We start from the raw sequence: 16,735 nt of genomic DNA on the forward strand, positions 1-16,735 counted from the left end.
GTCAAATCCCCCTTCTTTACTTGTCTTTGGAGTAGTCGCGGATCCGTGGAGGGATCAGCGATACATCCACTGCTTCATAAGAAATTTGCGGGCCATCCGGTGTCCACGCCGCTTTGGTCGTCTTGAGGAACTCCTCGTCGTTGCGGTCCGGGAATTCCGGCTTGTAGTGAGCCCCGCGGCTCTCGTTGCGGAGCAGTGCTCCCAGCGTCATCGCTTCGGCCAGCTCCAGCATGTTCCACAGCTGGCGGGTAAACGAAGCGCCCGGATTGTTCCAGCGCGACGTGTCGTTGACGTTGATGTTTTTGTAGCGCTGCTTCAGTTCCTTGATTTTGGCGATCGTTTCTTCCAGCTTTTTATTGTAACGGACCACGGTCATATTGGCGGTCATGATATCGCCGAGCTCCTTATGCAGCCCGTACGCATTTTCCGTGCCGTTCATTTTCAGGATGCCTTCGTATTTGTCCGTCTGCTGCTTCTTGTAGCGTTCGTATACACTTGAAGGTACATCAGCTGAGGATTTTTTCATTCCCTTAATGTATTCCACGGCTTTCGGTCCGGCCACCATGCCGCCGAAGATCGCTGATACGAGTGAGTTGGCTCCAAGACGGTTGGCCCCATGGTATTGGTAATCGCATTCGCCGGCTGCGAACAGGCCTGGAATGTTCGTCATTTGGTTGTAATCGACCCACATGCCGCCCATGGAATAGTGAACCGCTGGGAAAATCTTCATCGGAAGCTTGCGCGGATCGTCGCCGACGAATTTTTCATAGATTTCGATAATGCCGCCAAGCTTGACGTCCAGCTCTTTCGGATCTTTATGGGAAAGGTCGAGGTACACCATGTTCTCCCCGTTGACGCCAAGCCCTTGATTGACGCACACGTCGAAAATTTCTCGGGTCGCGATGTCACGCGGCACCAGGTTGCCGTATGCCGGATACTTCTCTTCAAGGAAGTACCAAGGCTTGCCGTCTTTGTATGTCCAGATCCGTCCGCCTTCACCGCGGGCCGATTCGGACATCAGGCGCAGCTTGTCGTCGCCCGGAATCGCTGTCGGGTGAATCTGGATGAATTCACCGTTGGCGTAATGAACGCCCTGCTGGTACACGGCGCTGGCCGCGGTGCCGGTATTGATGACCGAGTTGGTCGTTTTACCGAAAATGATTCCCGGTCCGCCGCTGGCGAGAATAACCGCGTCAGCCTGGAATGTATGAATCTCCATCGTGCGCAAATCCTGCGCGCAGATGCCGCGGCAGATGCCTTCGTCGTCGATGACCGCCTGCAGGAATTCCCAGTGCTCATGCTTCGTGACGAGGCCTTCCGTTTCGTGGCGGCGCACCTGCTCGTCGAGCGCGTACAGCAGCTGCTGTCCGGTCGTTGCGCCGGCAAACGCCGTACGGTGATGCTTCGTTCCCCCGAAACGGCGGAAATCGAGCAGTCCTTCCGGCGTACGGTTGAACATAACGCCCATCCGGTCCATCAAGTGGATGATGCCAGGCGCCGCCTCGCACATCGCTTTGACTGGCGGCTGGTTGGCCAGGAAGTCCCCGCCATATACGGTATCGTCGAAGTGAACCCATGGCGAGTCGCCCTCGCCCTTCGTATTGACGGCACCGTTGATGCCGCCCTGCGCGCACACGGAGTGCGATCTTTTGACCGGAACCAAAGAAAACAAGTGAACATGGACGCCTGCTTCCGCTGCCTTGATGGTGGCCATCAGACCTGCCAGACCGCCGCCCACGATAATAATATTAGATGTTGCCATGCCTGCTCACTCTCCTTAACTTAAAACTGACTTCACGGTATCAATCCATACCGAAGCTTCCTGGAATTCCGCTCTGCGGAAGGCGACCAGGGACAAAATAAACATCAATGCTACCAAGACGAACAGCGTCATGCACACATACGAGGATACCCGCTGTGCGCGCGGCCCGACCGTGATTCCCCATGCGACCAGGAACGACCAGAGTCCGTTCGCAAAGTGGAAGGACGCGGATACGACGCCGATCAGATAGAGGACGAAGAATACCGGCTGTGTCACGATATCATGCATTAGGGAACCTAGCCCTTCGTGAGTCACGTTGCCGAGAGTGATCTGGAACCGGGTTTCGAATACGTGCCAGATGATGTATACGAACGTAATGACGCCGGTAATCCGCTGCAATAGATAGCGCCAGTTGCGCTCATAATTGAAGCGTCCGGTGTTCGGTTTCGCCTGATACGCGATATACAGCCCGTATACGCCGTGATAGATCAGCGGAAGATAAATCAGCACCCACTCCAGGACGAAAATAAGCGGAAGGTCATTCAGCAATTTAACGCCGGCGTTGAATCGCTCAGGCCCTCCCTCAAATGCGCCAAAATTCGTCAGGGCATGCTCGATGAAAAACAAGGCGAGCGGAATGACCCCAAGAAGCGAATGAAGCTTTCTGGCATAGTAACCTTTCATAAATTGACGTGCCCCTTTCTTCATAGTACAACGTTTTCATAATTCATTATTCGACAACATTCTGCCACCCTTTTTCTAACCTGTGAACAACTTGTGGCACTTTTCATGTTACTCTTTTTTTTCTTATAATGGAATTGCAATATAATTATTAAACGTTATAATGTAAATGCATAAGACCTACGTTTAGCTTGTAGTTTTTCTTGCGATATAAGGAAGCTCATTCTCTGAAGCATATTCGTTCTTATATCTAAACAAAATCAATTGTCGATGTAACTTCACAGAAGAACAGACCGCACCTATAACCATCTTACCCCAAGCAGCCGCAGTCCAAAAGTTTCATGGAGATGAATGACATGTTTGAAGATCTGGATGTATTCGCCACGGTGGTGGAGCAGTCGAGCCTGAACAAGGCCTCGAAGCTGCTGAATTTGTCCCAGCCCGCCCTCTCGCGTAAAATAACCAAGCTGGAGGACGAGCTCGGCGTGCAGCTGTTCAACCGCCGCGGCAAGCGCCTTGAGCTGACGGCCTTCGGCCAGTCGGCCTATACCTTTGCCCTGGAGCAGCGGCAGCAGCAGCAGAAGTTCATGCAGATGATCGCCAAGTACAAAGGGGACGATCAAATTTCGGTGACGCTCGGAGCCAGTCTGACCACGCTTCAGACGACGCTGCCGCCTTTGGTGAACGCGTTTATGGAGAAGCACCCTTCTGCTGAGCTGAAGCTGGTCACCGGGAAAACGCATGAAATCGTGTCGGCCGTCCGCGACAAGAAGCTGGACGCAGGCATCGCCGCCTCTTCAATCGAAGAGCCCGGCCTGCGCTGCACGCCGCTGTTCGACGACCACCTGGAGCTGGTGCTTCCCCGCAATCACAGGCTGTGCGGCCAGGATAACGTGAGCATGGACATGCTTCACGGCCTGCCGATGATTATTTTCTCAACCGGAACGTGGTACCGGAAATTGACCGACGAATTGTTCCACCGGGCCGGCGTCGTGCCGGACATCCGGATGGAAATGGATTCATTTGAAGCGATCGTCCGGCTTCTGCCCGCCTGCAGGGCGGCGGCACTGCTGCCCAAGTCGTATTTGCGCAGTCAGCTGCTGGACGACAACGATCTGGCGATTCTTCATATTCCCGATCTGCAGGAAACGCGGCGCACCACCTCGCTTGTCTACTCCGAAAACGGGGGACTGAGCGCCGGGGCACGCCGCTGGATCGAAGAAACGAAAAAGATTTTCGGCCGCACCCGGGATGAATGACGCGGTGCCGGCAAATGACGAGCCGTCAAGACGGGATCCCCCGCTCCTGACGGCTCGTATCATGTTACAGGCTATTTCTGCCCCACGGGCTTGGAAGCCGCCGGCTCCGCCTTGACCTCAAGGCCCAGCTTGCGGGCGACAAGTCCCGTGGTGCTGGCCTGCAGCAGAATCGTCAGCATGATCGCCATGAACGTCACGGCCGAGATAACATCAGCGTGGGCTACACCCATGCCGGCGATCATGCCCGAAAGGGCGGCGGGAATGACCCCGGTCTCCCGGACCCACATCATGAACAGCAGCTCGCGCCAGGACCATTTGACCTTGCGGTCGGGCAGGGCGCAGAGCAGAATCGTGATGGGCCGGGCGATGACCATCAGCACCAGGACCGCCGCCAGGCTTGGCCAGAAGTAATCGCCAAGCACCCGGAAGTTGACCTGGCTGCCGAGCAGGATGAAAATCAGCATCCGCATCATGACGCTCGTATTGTCCGCAAACGATGCGGTCTCCTCCAGCTTATCGTCCATTGACAGCCCGAACGTATCCGCGTTCCCCCAGATCAGCCCGGCCACGAAGGTCGCCATAAATCCGCTGACATGAATCAGGTCCCCTATTAAATAAGAAGAAAGTGCGACGACGATCATCGTGATCGTCGTGTAATCCTTCAGGACGCCAAGCCGGAAATGGGCAACGAGATACGTAAGAATCATAGATACGACGGCGCCGACGAGAATGCCGCCAACGGCGGTTTTTACGAAATCCCAGGCCATCGTCCCGATATGTAAGGAACCGCTGCCCGTCACCGCGGCCAGCAGCGCAAAGGTCAGAATCGAGCCGGTCGCATCGTTGAAGGCAGACTCGCTCTCCACCGTCTCCCGGACTCTTTCCTTGATCTTTACCTGCTTGAACACAGGAATGATCGAAGCGGGGTCAGTCGAGGCAATGACGGCGGCGGCCAGGAAGGCTACGAGCCAGTCCAGCCCGAACAGGTAATGCACGGCAGCTCCGACGATCAAGGTCGTGACGATAACGCCGGGAACGCTCAGCATAGAAAGTGTGATCCATACCTTCCGCAGCCCGCTCAGCTTCAGGTTACGGCCGCCGTCAAACAGAATAAGCGCCGACCCAACGGTGAGGATCAGCTGGTTGATGAGGGAGCTGCTTGTTTCGTTGATCAGATGCAGCCCCTGCCCAAGCAGCATGCCTGCCACGATAAACACAGCAACGTCCGGAAGCCTGAGCCAGGAGGCCAGTCTTCCGGACAGCATGCCGACGGCAATGATAAACAGCAGCAGTATTAAAATGTGATGAATAATTTCGGTCGTCGGGGATTCCATGTCTGTCTCACTTCCGGATTTATGACTTGACGTTCACCGCTTCGCTCTCGAAGCGGTCGATATTGCTGTTGGAGCCAATGATGACCATGATGTCGCCCGCATGCAGCTGGTCCATCGCCGTCGGCGCGACGATGACTCCCTCGGTACGATGGAGCGCAACAATGCTGCATCCGTACCGGGCTCTCGTATTGACTTCGCTCAGCGTCTTCCCGTTCAGGCATTGCGGTACGGTCATCTCCACGATGCTGTAATCTTTGGACAGCTCAATGTAATCCAGCAAATTCGGCGTCACGAGCTGGTGCGCCACCCGGATGCCCATGTCCCGCTCCGGAAAGATGACCCGGTCCACGCCCAGCTTGGACAAGGCTTTGCCGTGCAGCATGGAGATGGCCTTCGCCACTACGGTCTGAACGCCGAGTTCCTTCAGCAGGATTGCGGCCAGGATGCTCATCTGGATATCGTCCCCGATCGCCACGATTCCGCAGTCAAAATTGCGGATTCCCAGCGATTTGAGAACCTCCTCATCGGTTGCATCCGCCACCACGGCGTGGGTCAGATGCTCGCTCATATCATTGACCACTTCTTCATTGATGTCTACCCCAAGCACCTCATAACCCAGATCCATAAGCTCCATGGCCAAGCTTGAGCCGAACCTCCCTAAACCGATCACGACAAACTGCTGTGTTTTCATTTCTTTCCAGATGCTCCTTATCCTTTAATGTTGGTTCTATATATGGTTCTTATAACAATATTGAAACTTTGAATCACCCAAATTCCTTACCCGATAATGATCTTACCTTCGGGATGGCGGTACAGCTCCTTGCCCTTCTTCGGACCAAGCGCGTAGGCGAAGGTCAGCGGCCCAAGACGGCCGGCAAACATCGTCAGGCAGATCAGGATTTTCCCGATCAAGGACAAATGCGGCGTCAGCCCGAGCGATAATCCTACGGTGCCGAAAGCCGAAGTCGTCTCGTACAGGATCATCAAAAAGCTGCTGTCTTCTGTCGTGGACAGAATCATCGATACGCCGACGACCAGAAACAAGGCCAGAAAGGTAATGGTCAACGCTTTGAAAATCCGCTCCTGCGCCAAACGGTACCGGTACAGGACGATATCGTCGCGGCCGCGGATCATCGCGATCACCGCACCGACGAGGATGGTGAACGTCGTGGTCTTGATCCCGCCCCCGGTAGAGCCCGGCGACGCGCCGATAAACATCAGAATGATCGTGAAAAATTGCGATGCCTGGCGCATATCTGCCAAGTTCAGCGTATTCGCCCCTGCCGTCCGCGGCGTGACCGACTGGAACAGCGAGGCGAGAATTTTGCCACCCCAATTCAGCGAACCGAGCGTCTTGGGATTCGTGAATTCAAAGATAAAGATGACGACTGCTCCGACCACAATCAGGGCACCGGTCATGGACAGCACCACTTTGCTGTGGAGCGACAGTTTCCGGTGTACCTGGTAATCCACCAGATCGGACATGACGATAAAGCCGATGCCGCCGGATACGATCAGAAACATCACGACAAAATTGACGAGCGGATCGTATACAAATCCCGTCAGGCTGTTAAAATGGCCGAACAGGTCAAATCCCGCATTATTGAACATGGACACGCCATGAAATATTCCAAAATAGATCGCTTTTCCAAGAGGCATATCGAACGACCACCGGATGGCAAGCAGCAGTGCTCCGCAGCCTTCGATCGTCAACGAAAAAAATATGACTTTCCGGATCAGACGGACGATGCCTTCCATCGTATTCTGATTCATCGCTTCCTGCAGCAGGAGCCGGTCCCGGAGCGAAATCCGGCGCTTGAACACCAGAGCGATCAGCGTGGCCATCGTCATAAAACCGAGCCCGCCGATCTGGATCAGCAGCATGATGACGACTTGACCGAACGTGCTGAAATACAGCCCCGTATCTTTGACAACCAAACCGGTCACGCAGGTCGCCGAGGTTGCCGTAAACAAGGCATCCATAAAATTCAGCGGCTTACCCGTCGTGTTCGAAATCGGCAAGGTGAGCAGTATGGCTCCGATCAAAATAATGGCCGCAAAACCTAGCGTTAATACTTGCGGAGGGGCCAGCCGGAACCACTTCCATTTCCCAATCAATACATTCACCTCTTTAAAAAAGTCAAAAGAAAAAAAGCATCGGAAATCCAATGCCTTTCGGTTTGGCTCCTGCATGCACGACGCCTACGAGGTTAGCTGACGGATTCGGGCATGCACAGGTTGCCCTATTCGCGGACTAAACCGTCCCAACGAAATTCACCCCAAAAAATTGGTTCCCCCGTTTTCACTTGAAATTCGGCGTTCTTATTCATTTGCATCAAAATTATAATCTTTATTGTAGGACTTCACAAAGGCCTTTTTCTGATGAATTGGATGGAAAACAGCCTGATTCGCAATGCAGGTGGACACGGCCTGCGGTTATCTTCTCTTTTCGATGGCTTTCCTTGATTTTCATCGTTTTTTCACCACTATTTTCAGGGTATACTGGTTTTGGGCGAATCTTCTATGTTATGTTTACCGTACTGTATTGGGGGGAATGGTATCTTTATCACATTCAAGGGGGGATTTCATGGACCGGTTAAACCAGCCGCTGGAAATCAGGGCCAATTATAAATGGCTGGGCATTTTGGGGGTCATCGGCCTTATTTTATTCTTTTTTGTACAAGTGTTTCCGCAGACGAGCTCGGAGACGCTAGAGGGGCAAACGACCAAGGTCATCAGCAAATCGGAGGCGGAAGCAGCCGCCAAAGCGTTTGCCTCGGACCGGTTGAATATTCAAACAGGCATTGCCGCCGAACCGCTCGTCACGTACCAGTCGGAATCGGACCTTTACGGTTATTTATCCAGAGAGAAGCTTCTTAACGAATATAACAAGAAATACGAACCGAAGTATCCTTATGACGTGTTCCGGGTCCGGCTGCCCGAGTCGAGCGATCAGGGATATGTCAATGTAGACGTACATATGAACACGGGCAAGGTGGTCGGGTTCTCCATCACGCCTCCGTACTCCAAGTATGCTGCCGCGATGGCTGAATCGAACGAAACCATGCGCAAGCAGAAACTGAGAATTGTGGAAGGCAACATGACGCTGGAGGATAAAGAGGAAATCGCCTCGTCCTGGCTGCAGAAGCTGGGCTATAACACCGGCTCCCTGAAAGTATCGAGCGGCAAGGATGAGCCCGGATTGATCTATACCGACTCCTCCTCGCACATCGGGGAATCGCAGCTGGAATTCAAGTTTGCCTTTGAGGATGGGGAGCTTCACTCCTTCCTCCCTGGATTTTCGGTCCCATCCGCTCATACGGCTTATGTAGAGAAGCAGACCAAAAGCGCCACGATGCTGACCATGCTGGGATACGGACTGTTTACGATCGTGCTCGGCATTCTCGCCATCATTTACAGTGCACTGACGCGGCGGTACACCTCCTTTGCACGCGGGCTGTTTTTGTCCTTGTTTTATTTTGTTGTCTCATTGCTGACGACGTATAACATGCTGCCGGTGCTGGAAGCAGAAGGCTTCTCCCAGTTCGGGATCATCGCGGCCATGGTCGTTCAGGTGATCCTGAGCATTGCGATGACGGTGCTCCTGTATTTCTCCCTGGTCGGCGGGGACGGACTGTGGCGCAAAGCCGGTTACAACGCCTGGGCCCGCGCCAAAGAGCCAGGATACGGGCGTTACGTGCTCCACAGCATGTTCACCGGGTATTTGTGGGCGTTTATCCTGATGGGGGCGCAGTCGGTGATCTATCTCGTCCTGGACCGGACGATCCACAGCTGGTCCACGACGGACGCCTCGCAGTCCCCGTATAACATGCTGTATCCGTGGATGCTGCCGATCATGGCCTGGATGGCCGGCATCTCCGAGGAAGCCGTGTACCGCCTGTTCGGCATACCGATGCTGAAGAAAATCGTAAGGAACACATTTGTCGCCTGCGTCATTCCGACGCTGATTTGGGCCTTCGGCCATACGCTGTACCCGATCTACCCGATATACACCCGGCCGATTGAGCTCCTGTTCATCGGTCTCCTGTTCAGCTTGATCTTCCTGCGTCACGGCTACATCGCGGTCATGTTCGCCCACGTCGTGTTCGACAGCATCCTGATGAGCTTCAGCTTGTTCAGCATGGGGGATCTGACGAACATTTTGGCGGGCGTGGTCACCTGCGTCATACCGTTTATCGTCGCCTGGGTCATTTACCTGTTTTACGGCAAAAAGAAGGAGAAGCCGTATGTTACGACTCCTCCTCCTGAAGGGCTGCTATAATTTGTCCGGCGAGCTTGTCGCCGATCGAGAGAGGCCGGAAGTCTTCAATCCGGGCCTCTTTTATTTTTTTGAGCGAGCCAAAATGCTTCAGCAGCAGCTTGCGCCGCTTCTCGCCGATGCCCGGGATGGCGTCGAGCTTGGATGCCACCATCGACTTGCCGCGCTGCTCGCGGTGGAAGGTGATGGCGAACCGGTGCACCTCATCCTGGATGCGCTGAAGCAGGTAGAACTCCTGGCTGTCGCGCGGCAGCGAAATCGGCTCGGGCGGATCGCCCACCATCAGCTGCGCGGTCCGGTGCTTGACGTCCTTGACCAGACCGCACACCGGGATGAACAAGCCCAGCTCGTTCTGCAGCACGTCGATCGCGGCGGAAATTTGGCCTTTGCCGCCGTCCACGACAATCAGGTCGGGCAGCTCCAAATTTTCCTTGAGCACGCGCTCGTAGCGTCTGCGGACGACCTCCCGCATCGTATCGTAATCGTCCGGTCCCTGAACCGAACGGATTTTGTACTTCCGGTATTCCTTTTTGTCGGGCTTGCCGTCGATAAACACGACCATCGCCGATACCGGATTCGTTCCCTGGATGTTGGAGTTGTCGAACGCCTCGATCCGGTGCAGCGACTCAATGCCGATATACTGGCCGAGGTTCGCGGCAGCCTTGGACGTCCGCTCCTCATCCCGTTCGATCAGGCGGAACTTCTCGTCCAGTGAGACCTTGGCATTCTCTTCCGCCATGGCCACAAGCTGGCGCTTCGTTCCCCGCTGGGGCACCAGCACCTTGATGCCGAGCCATTCCTGCAGGGATGCAGCACCGCCTCCAGCATCGATCGATTCCCCGGCATCCTCTGGCCGGCTGCTGTCTTCCGCCTCTTCCCCTTTTGGCATGTCAGGCAGCAAAATTTCCTTTGGCAGCGCCGGATTGTCGCTGTAATACTGCGTCACGAAGGACATAAAATCGCTGTACGCCTCGCCATAAAATGGAAAAACAGACGCGTGACGCTGGATCATTTTCCCTTGGCGCATATACAGAATCTGCACGCACATCCAGCCTTTATCCACGGCAAAGCCCAATACGTCGCGGTCTTTCGTGTCCGTCGTCGTAATTTTCTGCTTCTCCATGATCGCTTCAATGTTCAGAATCTGGTCGCGCAGTTCCTTCGCACGTTCAAAATACAGCTCCTCCGCCGCCTCCTGCATCTTGCGCTGGAGCTCCTTCTTAATCTCCTCGTGCCCACCGCTCAGAAATGAAGTAATTTCCTGGGTAATACGATCATATTCCTCCTGAGGAACTTCCTTCTCGCACGGTGCCAGGCATTGGCCCATATGGTAGTACAGGCATACCTCCTTCGGCATGACCCCGCATTTGCGCAGCGGGTACATCCGGTCCAGCAGCTTTTTCGTCTGCTGCGCGGCGTAAGCATTCGGATAAGGGCCGAAATACTTGGCTTTGTCCTTGAGCACGCGGCGGGTCACCTCAAGGCGGGGATGCGGCTCGTTGGTAATTTTAATATAAGGAAACGTCTTATCGTCCTTCAGCAGGACGTTATATCGCGGCTGATGCGTTTTGATCAGATTACATTCAAGAATGAGTGCTTCAATGTTGCTTCCGGTCACGATATATTCAAAATCCCGGATATCCGCCACCAGGCGCTGCGTCTTGCCGTCATGGCTGCCGGTAAAATAGGAGCGGACCCGGTTCTTCAGCACCTTGGCTTTACCTACATAAATAATCTTGCCATCGGCATTCTTCATTAAATAACAACCGGGCAGATCGGGCAGCAAAGCCAGCTTGTTGCGGATCTTCTCCAGTGCTTTTTCCTGTTCCTGTAATTGCTTTGCAAAATCGTCCATGCCGTATCGGCTCACCTCCCGGTACTTATATTATAGGAGAAAACGGCTGAATACAGCAATATAACCCGGCAAAAGTCGGGGTTTCGTCAAGATAGCCTATTCGGTTACCTTCGGGTCATTCCAGCGCTGCATATAAATATGCAAAAAATCCCGACAACCTATTTTCGGCCATCTGCCAGGGATCCGTACCTACATACGAATAAAGCGCCCCCGGAATCATCCGGAGGCGCCTGTCATCGGCCATGCACCAATTATTGGTGTTTAGCGATGATGTTTTTCAGGTTTTCTTTGGAGTTCAGGCCGACCACTTTATCAACCGGTTGACCGTCCTTGAAGAAAATCAAAGTCGGGATGCTCATCACGCCGAAACGGGACGCCGTTTCCGGGTTGTCATCCACGTTCAGTTTGGCAATTTTCACGGAGTCTCCGAGCTCGTTAGCCAGGTCTTCCAGAATCGGAGCGATCATTTTGCAAGGACCGCACCATGGTGCCCAAAAATCTACCAGAACCGTACCTTGACCTTCGATTTCAGCGTTAAAGGATTGGTCGGATACATTCACAATTGCCATAATAGGTTTCCTCCTTATAAGAAAAAAATTCGGTGTATTCTGCTTCACAGAAGACAGACCATGTTTAGCGGCTGTACGCAGGAGACGAAAAAACGGCCATGCGGCTTGGTATCCCCCGTAATCGCAAGAGCGCAAATGGACGTCTAAACTGATATGTCTTTGTGGACAGTTTAAGTATAACACATTCCGTCAAGAAATGTGAAACCCTTAATTACAGATTAAACGAAATTCGGGCCCCTAAACCGCTCAGCCACCCTTTCCTGCCCCTATAAGTATTCACCATATATTCTTTACAAATTCTTTGAAGTTTGGGTATACTAATGTTAACTCGGGTTTCTCTGTTCATGAGAAGGCTCATTGACATCAGGCTGAAACCATGATGAGGAGGCATTTGTTCAAATGGATGCAAACGTGCACGCTAACGATCCGCGGAAACACGTGAACGAAGAGCCGCGCAATGATTTAATGGATCTGATGAATGGCTTTGGCGGAATGGCGCTGTTTATGACCGTTCTGTTTGCAGTCATGGTGATCATTAAATTTGTTATTTCCGGCTAATTAGCCCCATAGGGCTTACAAGAAAACCTGGCTTCGCCTGTCTTTTGGACAGGTTGGCCAGGTTTTTTTGGCTTATAAACAGTGAATTTGGTAATGATGCAAAATGCCGCTTGGCCCAGGTTCTGTTGAAATGGCCCTTATCACTGTCTGCGGCGCTGATTCTCCCCGTGCAAATGCACGACATCGACGAACGGCGCGATGCGGTCCATCAGCCGCTGACCCTTATGCCCTTCTTCGCCATCTTTGTTCGTGAAGCTCAGATGCCTTTCCAGGCCGTCCAGAGCATAATTCGACGTATAGAAGGTCGGCTTGCGGTTCATCCGGTAATTCAGGATGGAGCCCAACACGTGGTCGCGTACCCAGGGACTCAAATTTTCGGCGCCGATATCGTCAAAAATGAGCAGATCGCACGCCTTCATCAGCTCCACAGTCTCCTTCAGCTTCACGTTATCGCTAAGCATCCCCTTCAGATCCTCCACAAAATCAGGCATGTATACGATAACCCCGGTATGACCGGTAATCGCCAGCTCATGGAGGAGATAGCTCATCAGAAACGTTTTGCCGGTCCCGAACGATCCGTACAGATACAGTCCTTTGTTCGGCAGACCGTTCTCGCGTACTTCCCGGATATACCGGAATACCTGGTTCACCGCCGGAGCCCGGTTCCGGTCCTTGCCCATAATCTCAACCTCGTTATATCCTTCGCTTAATGCGCGCTCGTCCACGTAAAAGCTGCGGATCCGCTTCTTGATCAGGTCCTCTTGCTGCTTGGCCGTCTGCAGGGTGCAGGGAACCTTGCGTTCCACCAGCTCCGTAATCCCGTTGACGACCTCCACCTCCAGCTTGCTGTAATGACCCTGAAAATCGTTCGGGCACCGCTCGAGCCCCGGGCAGCGGTCACAGTGCCGCCGGTCGGTTGCAAACTGGTACAGCCGGGTCACGTTCATCCGCAGCAGCGATTCTTCCAGCTCCGGATGCTCCTGCCGCAGCTCCCGTACCGCCGGATCCCTCAGCAGTTCGTCCGCGATCTCCTTCGACCGCTGTATAAAGGAAGGCCCTCTCATCTGCTTCAGCAGCTGCCCCAAAGAATCCATGCCGGTTGTCCTCCTCTCTCTTCAGGCGGTTCTATATGCCACCCTTTTTCTTGCTTGCCTGCATTTCAGCTGCCATACGCAGCATTTCCTCAAACTCTTCCTCGCTGACATCGCCGACCTGCCCGTCTTCCTGGGCCAGCGGGATATCCGGCTTCATCTTCACCGTTTTGCCGCCGTATGTACGGGTTCTTGCGCCGCCGGCTGCTGCGGCCTGCTTTCCTTTGACCTTGGACTGGTCGCGGATGTACTCCACGGCTTTCTCATAGGAGTTGACCTGCTTCAGCAGCATGTTGGAAGCGATGGCCTCGACAAAATTGCGGTTGATCCGCTGGTCGTTCCCGCCTTCGGTCAATAGGGACATCAAGTAGTGGATCAGCACATTGATGACTTCACCCGGCAGCTTGTAGCTGAGGTCGATCTTCTCGAATATATCGATAAAATTGTCCGGCACCGAGCCCGGAAAATAAGTTCTGAGCAGCTTCGTATACGGCTCATTCCGAAGCATCATATTATACTGGTGAATGTCGCATTTGGATTGGAACTGAACCGGAACGTCGACGTAATATTCCATCTGCACGGCATGCTCCAACGGAGCCTGCTCTTCTTCCGTTTCCGCCTGCCGGAAGGAAATGACTTTCCCCGCGTACACGTCCCGCTGTTCCTGGCGGCGCTTGTCCTGGCGGAACTGCAGGCTGGCCTTATGCTGGAACTCGTCGAGCAGAATGTCGCCGTCAGGCCCAAAGATGCCGTCCTCATCGAGCAGGCGGCAAATGTCCTGGACGCTGAGATCGTATTTGCGTCCGACAAAATTGATGACGCCCATCTGCTCATGGTTGAAGCGCAGCCCTTCCACATGCCGGCGGTTGGCGGAATCCCGCGGGAAGCGCAGGATGATATCGGAATAATTCAGCGCCCCTTCCTCATCGAGAACCCGAAGTCCAGGCTGTCTTGACGTGGATACCTCAGACAACGCCTGTTCCAGCTCGTAATCGATCACATGGGTGTTCAGTTCAAAAATATCGTAAAAGGCCAATGAAATATTTTCTTTATGGACGGACGATGATCCGGCATACTCTTCCGGTTCCTTCGACCACAGCTCCTCGCGCAGCGACAGGACGGCAAATTTGCCGATCTTATCGCGCAGCAGCAGCGTCAAATGCTGTGTATTAAAGAACTCCGTCGGCGAGAGTGGAGCCTGGAGCTCATATTCGTACATGTAATCTTCCTGCTCGGGCACGTAAATCCGGCAGGATTGCAGCAGCCCCACCGCTTCCAGACGGGAAGCCTGCTCAATCAGATATTTGCGTCCCTTCTCGCTCGGCTCAAGCCCAAGCGACAGGAAAATGCGCCGCTGCTGTTCAACCCGGGAGTAGCCCAGCTTCTCTGCCGGGATATGCTGAAACAGCAGGTGGTATAAGCTGATGGCAAATGCCCCGACCATGGGCTGGTATACGGAGCTGAGCATTCGGTTGTCCAGGCTGCTTAAACCAAAATCACGGAACACGCAGTACCGGTGGTTTTCGGTAAAATGCAGCAGGCTCTTCATATGCATAATCTATGCTCCCTCCCATCGATTCGTAGACTTTCTCTATTCTATCACAAAAGGGTCCGCTTCTTCTCCGTTTTTCGACAAGTCTTTCATCCCCAAATGAATCCAGTTTGCGACATCGGTGATGACCTCCTCAGGCACATTGCCGGGCAGCTTGTACTCCTCGCCGGTCGAGTTCTTACTATAATATATATACATATGATTAAGTCCCGGATATGACTTAAAAACTACGTCTTTTCGTTGGCTCAGCGCACTTCTCCACACCTTAAGGCTCGGCGGAGGGACCTGCACGTCATTTTCCCCCTGGAGGATGTACATCGGGACGTTCTGATCTCTGGCGAGCAGCGGCCCGCTGTAGTTTCTGAAATCGAACCACCAATACGCGTTCGGCAGCGGAAAATGTTCCGGCAGATGCTCCTTCGAATAACCGGGGTCCTTCAGCAGCGCGACGGCTTTTTCCCATGTGTCCACCTGCTTTTGCAGACGGGCCAGCTTCTCATCCGAAGCTCCCTCTTCTTCCGCCCGCCCTAATATTCCCCGGTACTGCATCAGCATCAGGTCCTCCAGCGGTCCGGATGGGGCGGACATCACGACCGCGCCGGCGATATGCTTGCCCGTATCCGAAGCGATGATGCGCGGGACAAGCATCCCGCCTTGGCTGTGGCCGAGCACATAAATCTGCTGCGGATCGATCCTTGGATCGGCGGCCAGCAGGGCAGCGGCGCTGACGGCATCGTCAACCGTCTCCTCCTGGACGGTAAAGGACGGGGTGGCGGAACGAAGCGGGTATTCCCGCGTCCGCTTTTCGTAGCGGAGCACCGCAATCCCTTCGCCGGCCAGCCCCACCGCCAGGTCCCTGAACAGCTTGCCCCCGCCGGAAGACTCGTCCCGGTCATTGGGGCCGGAGCCGTGGACGAGCACAAGCGCCGGAACCTTCTCCTGAATGTTCCGGGGGAGCGTCAGCGTGCCTGGAAGGAGCAGAGGGCTCTGGCCGACCTGCACTTCTTCCTCCGTGTACTTTTCCGGGTGGTCATAGGCGGGTGCCCGATAGCTGCTGGTCACATTTTCGATCCAGGCAATATCGTTCAGCAACCCCTCCGGGCTGAACCGGAGCTCCATGCCGAACGTCTCTCCTTTTGGCGTCTGGTAGACCAGGCGGGCGTTGCTGCGTACGGAATCCGTATAGGCTTCGGCATGCAGCAGGCTCCAGTCGAGGCCGTACAGCTTTTCCAGCCGTTCTTCATACTTGGGAAGCGACGAAGGCGGATAAGCATCCGATAAGGATGCATCCATCATCCGTCCCGCCTCTTCCCATTTCCCATGGCGCAGCAGGGTCATCCAGTAGATCGCCCTCCCCTTCCAGTCATCCGGATCGAGGGACCAGCGATGGTCCGCCCAAGTTCCCCGGATGCCCAAAGCCCCGGTAAACGATTGGAGCGGCACGAGCAGCGCTCCTCCTCCGTCCGTCACCGCGGTACGCGCAAGTTCATACGGCGCTTGGTCCAATAAGGACTGCTTGCTGCCGGGCGTGATTTTCCAGCGGGTTTTGCCGAGCGAGACCTGAACCCGCTTGTCCGTCCCGTCCCACAGCACCTTCGCGCCCAGCGCCTCGGCCGCCGTCCGGAGCGGGATCATAGTCTGCTCTCCTGCGGACGCCGCCATCGCGTTTGGTAGCGAACCTCCCGCCATCAGCCCGGTGGCAAGCACCAGACCCAATGCTTTTCTCCACATCCATCCGTCCCCCCATCATTCAACCCTTCAGCGCCGGGATAGCGCAAAACAGCCCCCCGGGTGG

At 54.4% G+C, this 16,735-nt stretch carries 13 protein-coding genes and 1 riboswitch; of the genes, 3 read left to right on the forward strand and 10 right to left on the reverse strand.

Translation table 11 applies throughout. The features are described 5' to 3' along the window. Positions 1–16: 16 nt before the first annotated feature. Positions 17–1,762 (reverse strand): succinate dehydrogenase flavoprotein subunit, encoded by a 1,746-nt coding sequence (gene sdhA / locus MKY74_RS29675; protein WP_076174068.1) that lies wholly within the window; start codon positions 1,760–1,762, stop codon positions 17–19. A 15-nt stretch (positions 1,763–1,777) separates the two neighbouring features. Further along, the gene (locus MKY74_RS29680; protein WP_076174065.1) at positions 1,778–2,446 is read right to left on the reverse strand and encodes a succinate dehydrogenase cytochrome b558 subunit; all 669 of its coding nucleotides are present in this window, start codon (positions 2,444–2,446) and stop codon (positions 1,778–1,780) included. Between the two features lie 353 nt (positions 2,447–2,799). Between MKY74_RS29680 and MKY74_RS29685 the strand changes: the two genes are divergently transcribed. After that, positions 2,800–3,702 (forward strand): LysR family transcriptional regulator, encoded by a 903-nt coding sequence (locus MKY74_RS29685; RefSeq protein ID WP_076174063.1) that lies wholly within the window; start codon positions 2,800–2,802, stop codon positions 3,700–3,702. Positions 3,703–3,773: 71 nt separating this feature from the next. Here the strand turns inward: MKY74_RS29685 and MKY74_RS29690 are convergent, their stop codons facing one another. The 3 genes from MKY74_RS29690 to MKY74_RS29700 all read right to left on the reverse strand — a co-directional run bounded on the left by MKY74_RS29690 (position 3,774) and on the right by MKY74_RS29700 (position 7,154). Beyond that, positions 3,774–5,036, reverse strand: a complete 1,263-nt coding sequence (locus MKY74_RS29690) for a cation:proton antiporter (protein ID WP_076174060.1) — start codon at positions 5,034–5,036, stop codon at positions 3,774–3,776. Between the two features lie 19 nt (positions 5,037–5,055). Then, positions 5,056–5,727 (reverse strand): potassium channel family protein, encoded by a 672-nt coding sequence (locus MKY74_RS29695; RefSeq protein ID WP_076174058.1) that lies wholly within the window; start codon positions 5,725–5,727, stop codon positions 5,056–5,058. A gap of 86 nt (positions 5,728–5,813) precedes the next feature. Further along, positions 5,814–7,154, reverse strand: a complete 1,341-nt coding sequence (locus MKY74_RS29700) for a TrkH family potassium uptake protein (protein WP_076174443.1) — start codon at positions 7,152–7,154, stop codon at positions 5,814–5,816. 67 nt (positions 7,155–7,221) lie between these two features. Further along, a riboswitch (cyclic di-AMP (ydaO/yuaA leader) is annotated at positions 7,222–7,365 on the reverse strand. Positions 7,366–7,623: 258 nt separating this feature from the next. On the opposite strand from MKY74_RS29700, the gene MKY74_RS29705 reads away from it, so the two are divergent. Continuing rightward, positions 7,624–9,318 carry a CPBP family intramembrane glutamic endopeptidase gene (locus MKY74_RS29705; RefSeq protein WP_076174055.1) on the forward strand — a complete coding sequence of 565 codons (1,695 nt, stop codon included), beginning with the start codon at positions 7,624–7,626 and terminating at the stop codon, positions 9,316–9,318. Here MKY74_RS29705 and uvrC read toward each other — a convergent pair. Together uvrC and trxA are read right to left on the reverse strand one after the other, a co-directional pair. Then, on the reverse strand, positions 9,287–11,170 hold the full coding sequence (gene uvrC, locus MKY74_RS29710; protein WP_076174053.1) for an excinuclease ABC subunit UvrC: 1,884 nt from the start codon (positions 11,168–11,170) through the stop codon (positions 9,287–9,289). The genes MKY74_RS29705 and uvrC overlap by 32 nt on opposite strands. A 251-nt stretch (positions 11,171–11,421) precedes the next feature. Continuing rightward, a complete protein-coding gene (gene trxA / locus MKY74_RS29715; protein WP_076174051.1) occupies positions 11,422–11,739 on the reverse strand; it encodes a thioredoxin in 318 nt (105 codons plus the stop codon). Positions 11,740–12,138: 399 nt separating this feature from the next. On the opposite strand from trxA, the gene MKY74_RS29720 reads away from it, so the two are divergent. Then, positions 12,139–12,297 carry a YqzM family protein gene (locus MKY74_RS29720; RefSeq protein WP_089548459.1) on the forward strand — a complete coding sequence of 53 codons (159 nt, stop codon included), beginning with the start codon at positions 12,139–12,141 and terminating at the stop codon, positions 12,295–12,297. A 140-nt stretch (positions 12,298–12,437) separates the two neighbouring features. Here the strand turns inward: MKY74_RS29720 and dnaI are convergent, their stop codons facing one another. Genes dnaI through MKY74_RS29735 form a run of 3 tightly spaced genes read right to left on the reverse strand, consistent with a single transcriptional unit; the run spans position 12,438 to position 16,671 of the window. Beyond that, positions 12,438–13,391, reverse strand: a complete 954-nt coding sequence (gene dnaI, locus MKY74_RS29725; protein WP_076174048.1) for a primosomal protein DnaI — start codon at positions 13,389–13,391, stop codon at positions 12,438–12,440. A gap of 31 nt (positions 13,392–13,422) precedes the next feature. Then, positions 13,423–14,943, reverse strand: a complete 1,521-nt coding sequence (locus MKY74_RS29730) for a helicase DnaB (RefSeq protein WP_076174045.1) — start codon at positions 14,941–14,943, stop codon at positions 13,423–13,425. A 36-nt stretch (positions 14,944–14,979) separates the two neighbouring features. Then, positions 14,980–16,671 carry an alpha/beta hydrolase family protein gene (locus tag MKY74_RS29735; RefSeq protein WP_084204100.1) on the reverse strand — a complete coding sequence of 564 codons (1,692 nt, stop codon included), beginning with the start codon at positions 16,669–16,671 and terminating at the stop codon, positions 14,980–14,982. Between the last annotated feature and the right edge of the window lie 64 nt (positions 16,672–16,735).

This window comes from Paenibacillus sp. FSL R5-0378, from assembly GCF_038009285.1.
Taxonomy (GTDB): Bacteria; Bacillota; Bacilli; order Paenibacillales; family Paenibacillaceae; genus Paenibacillus_AQ; species Paenibacillus_AQ favisporus.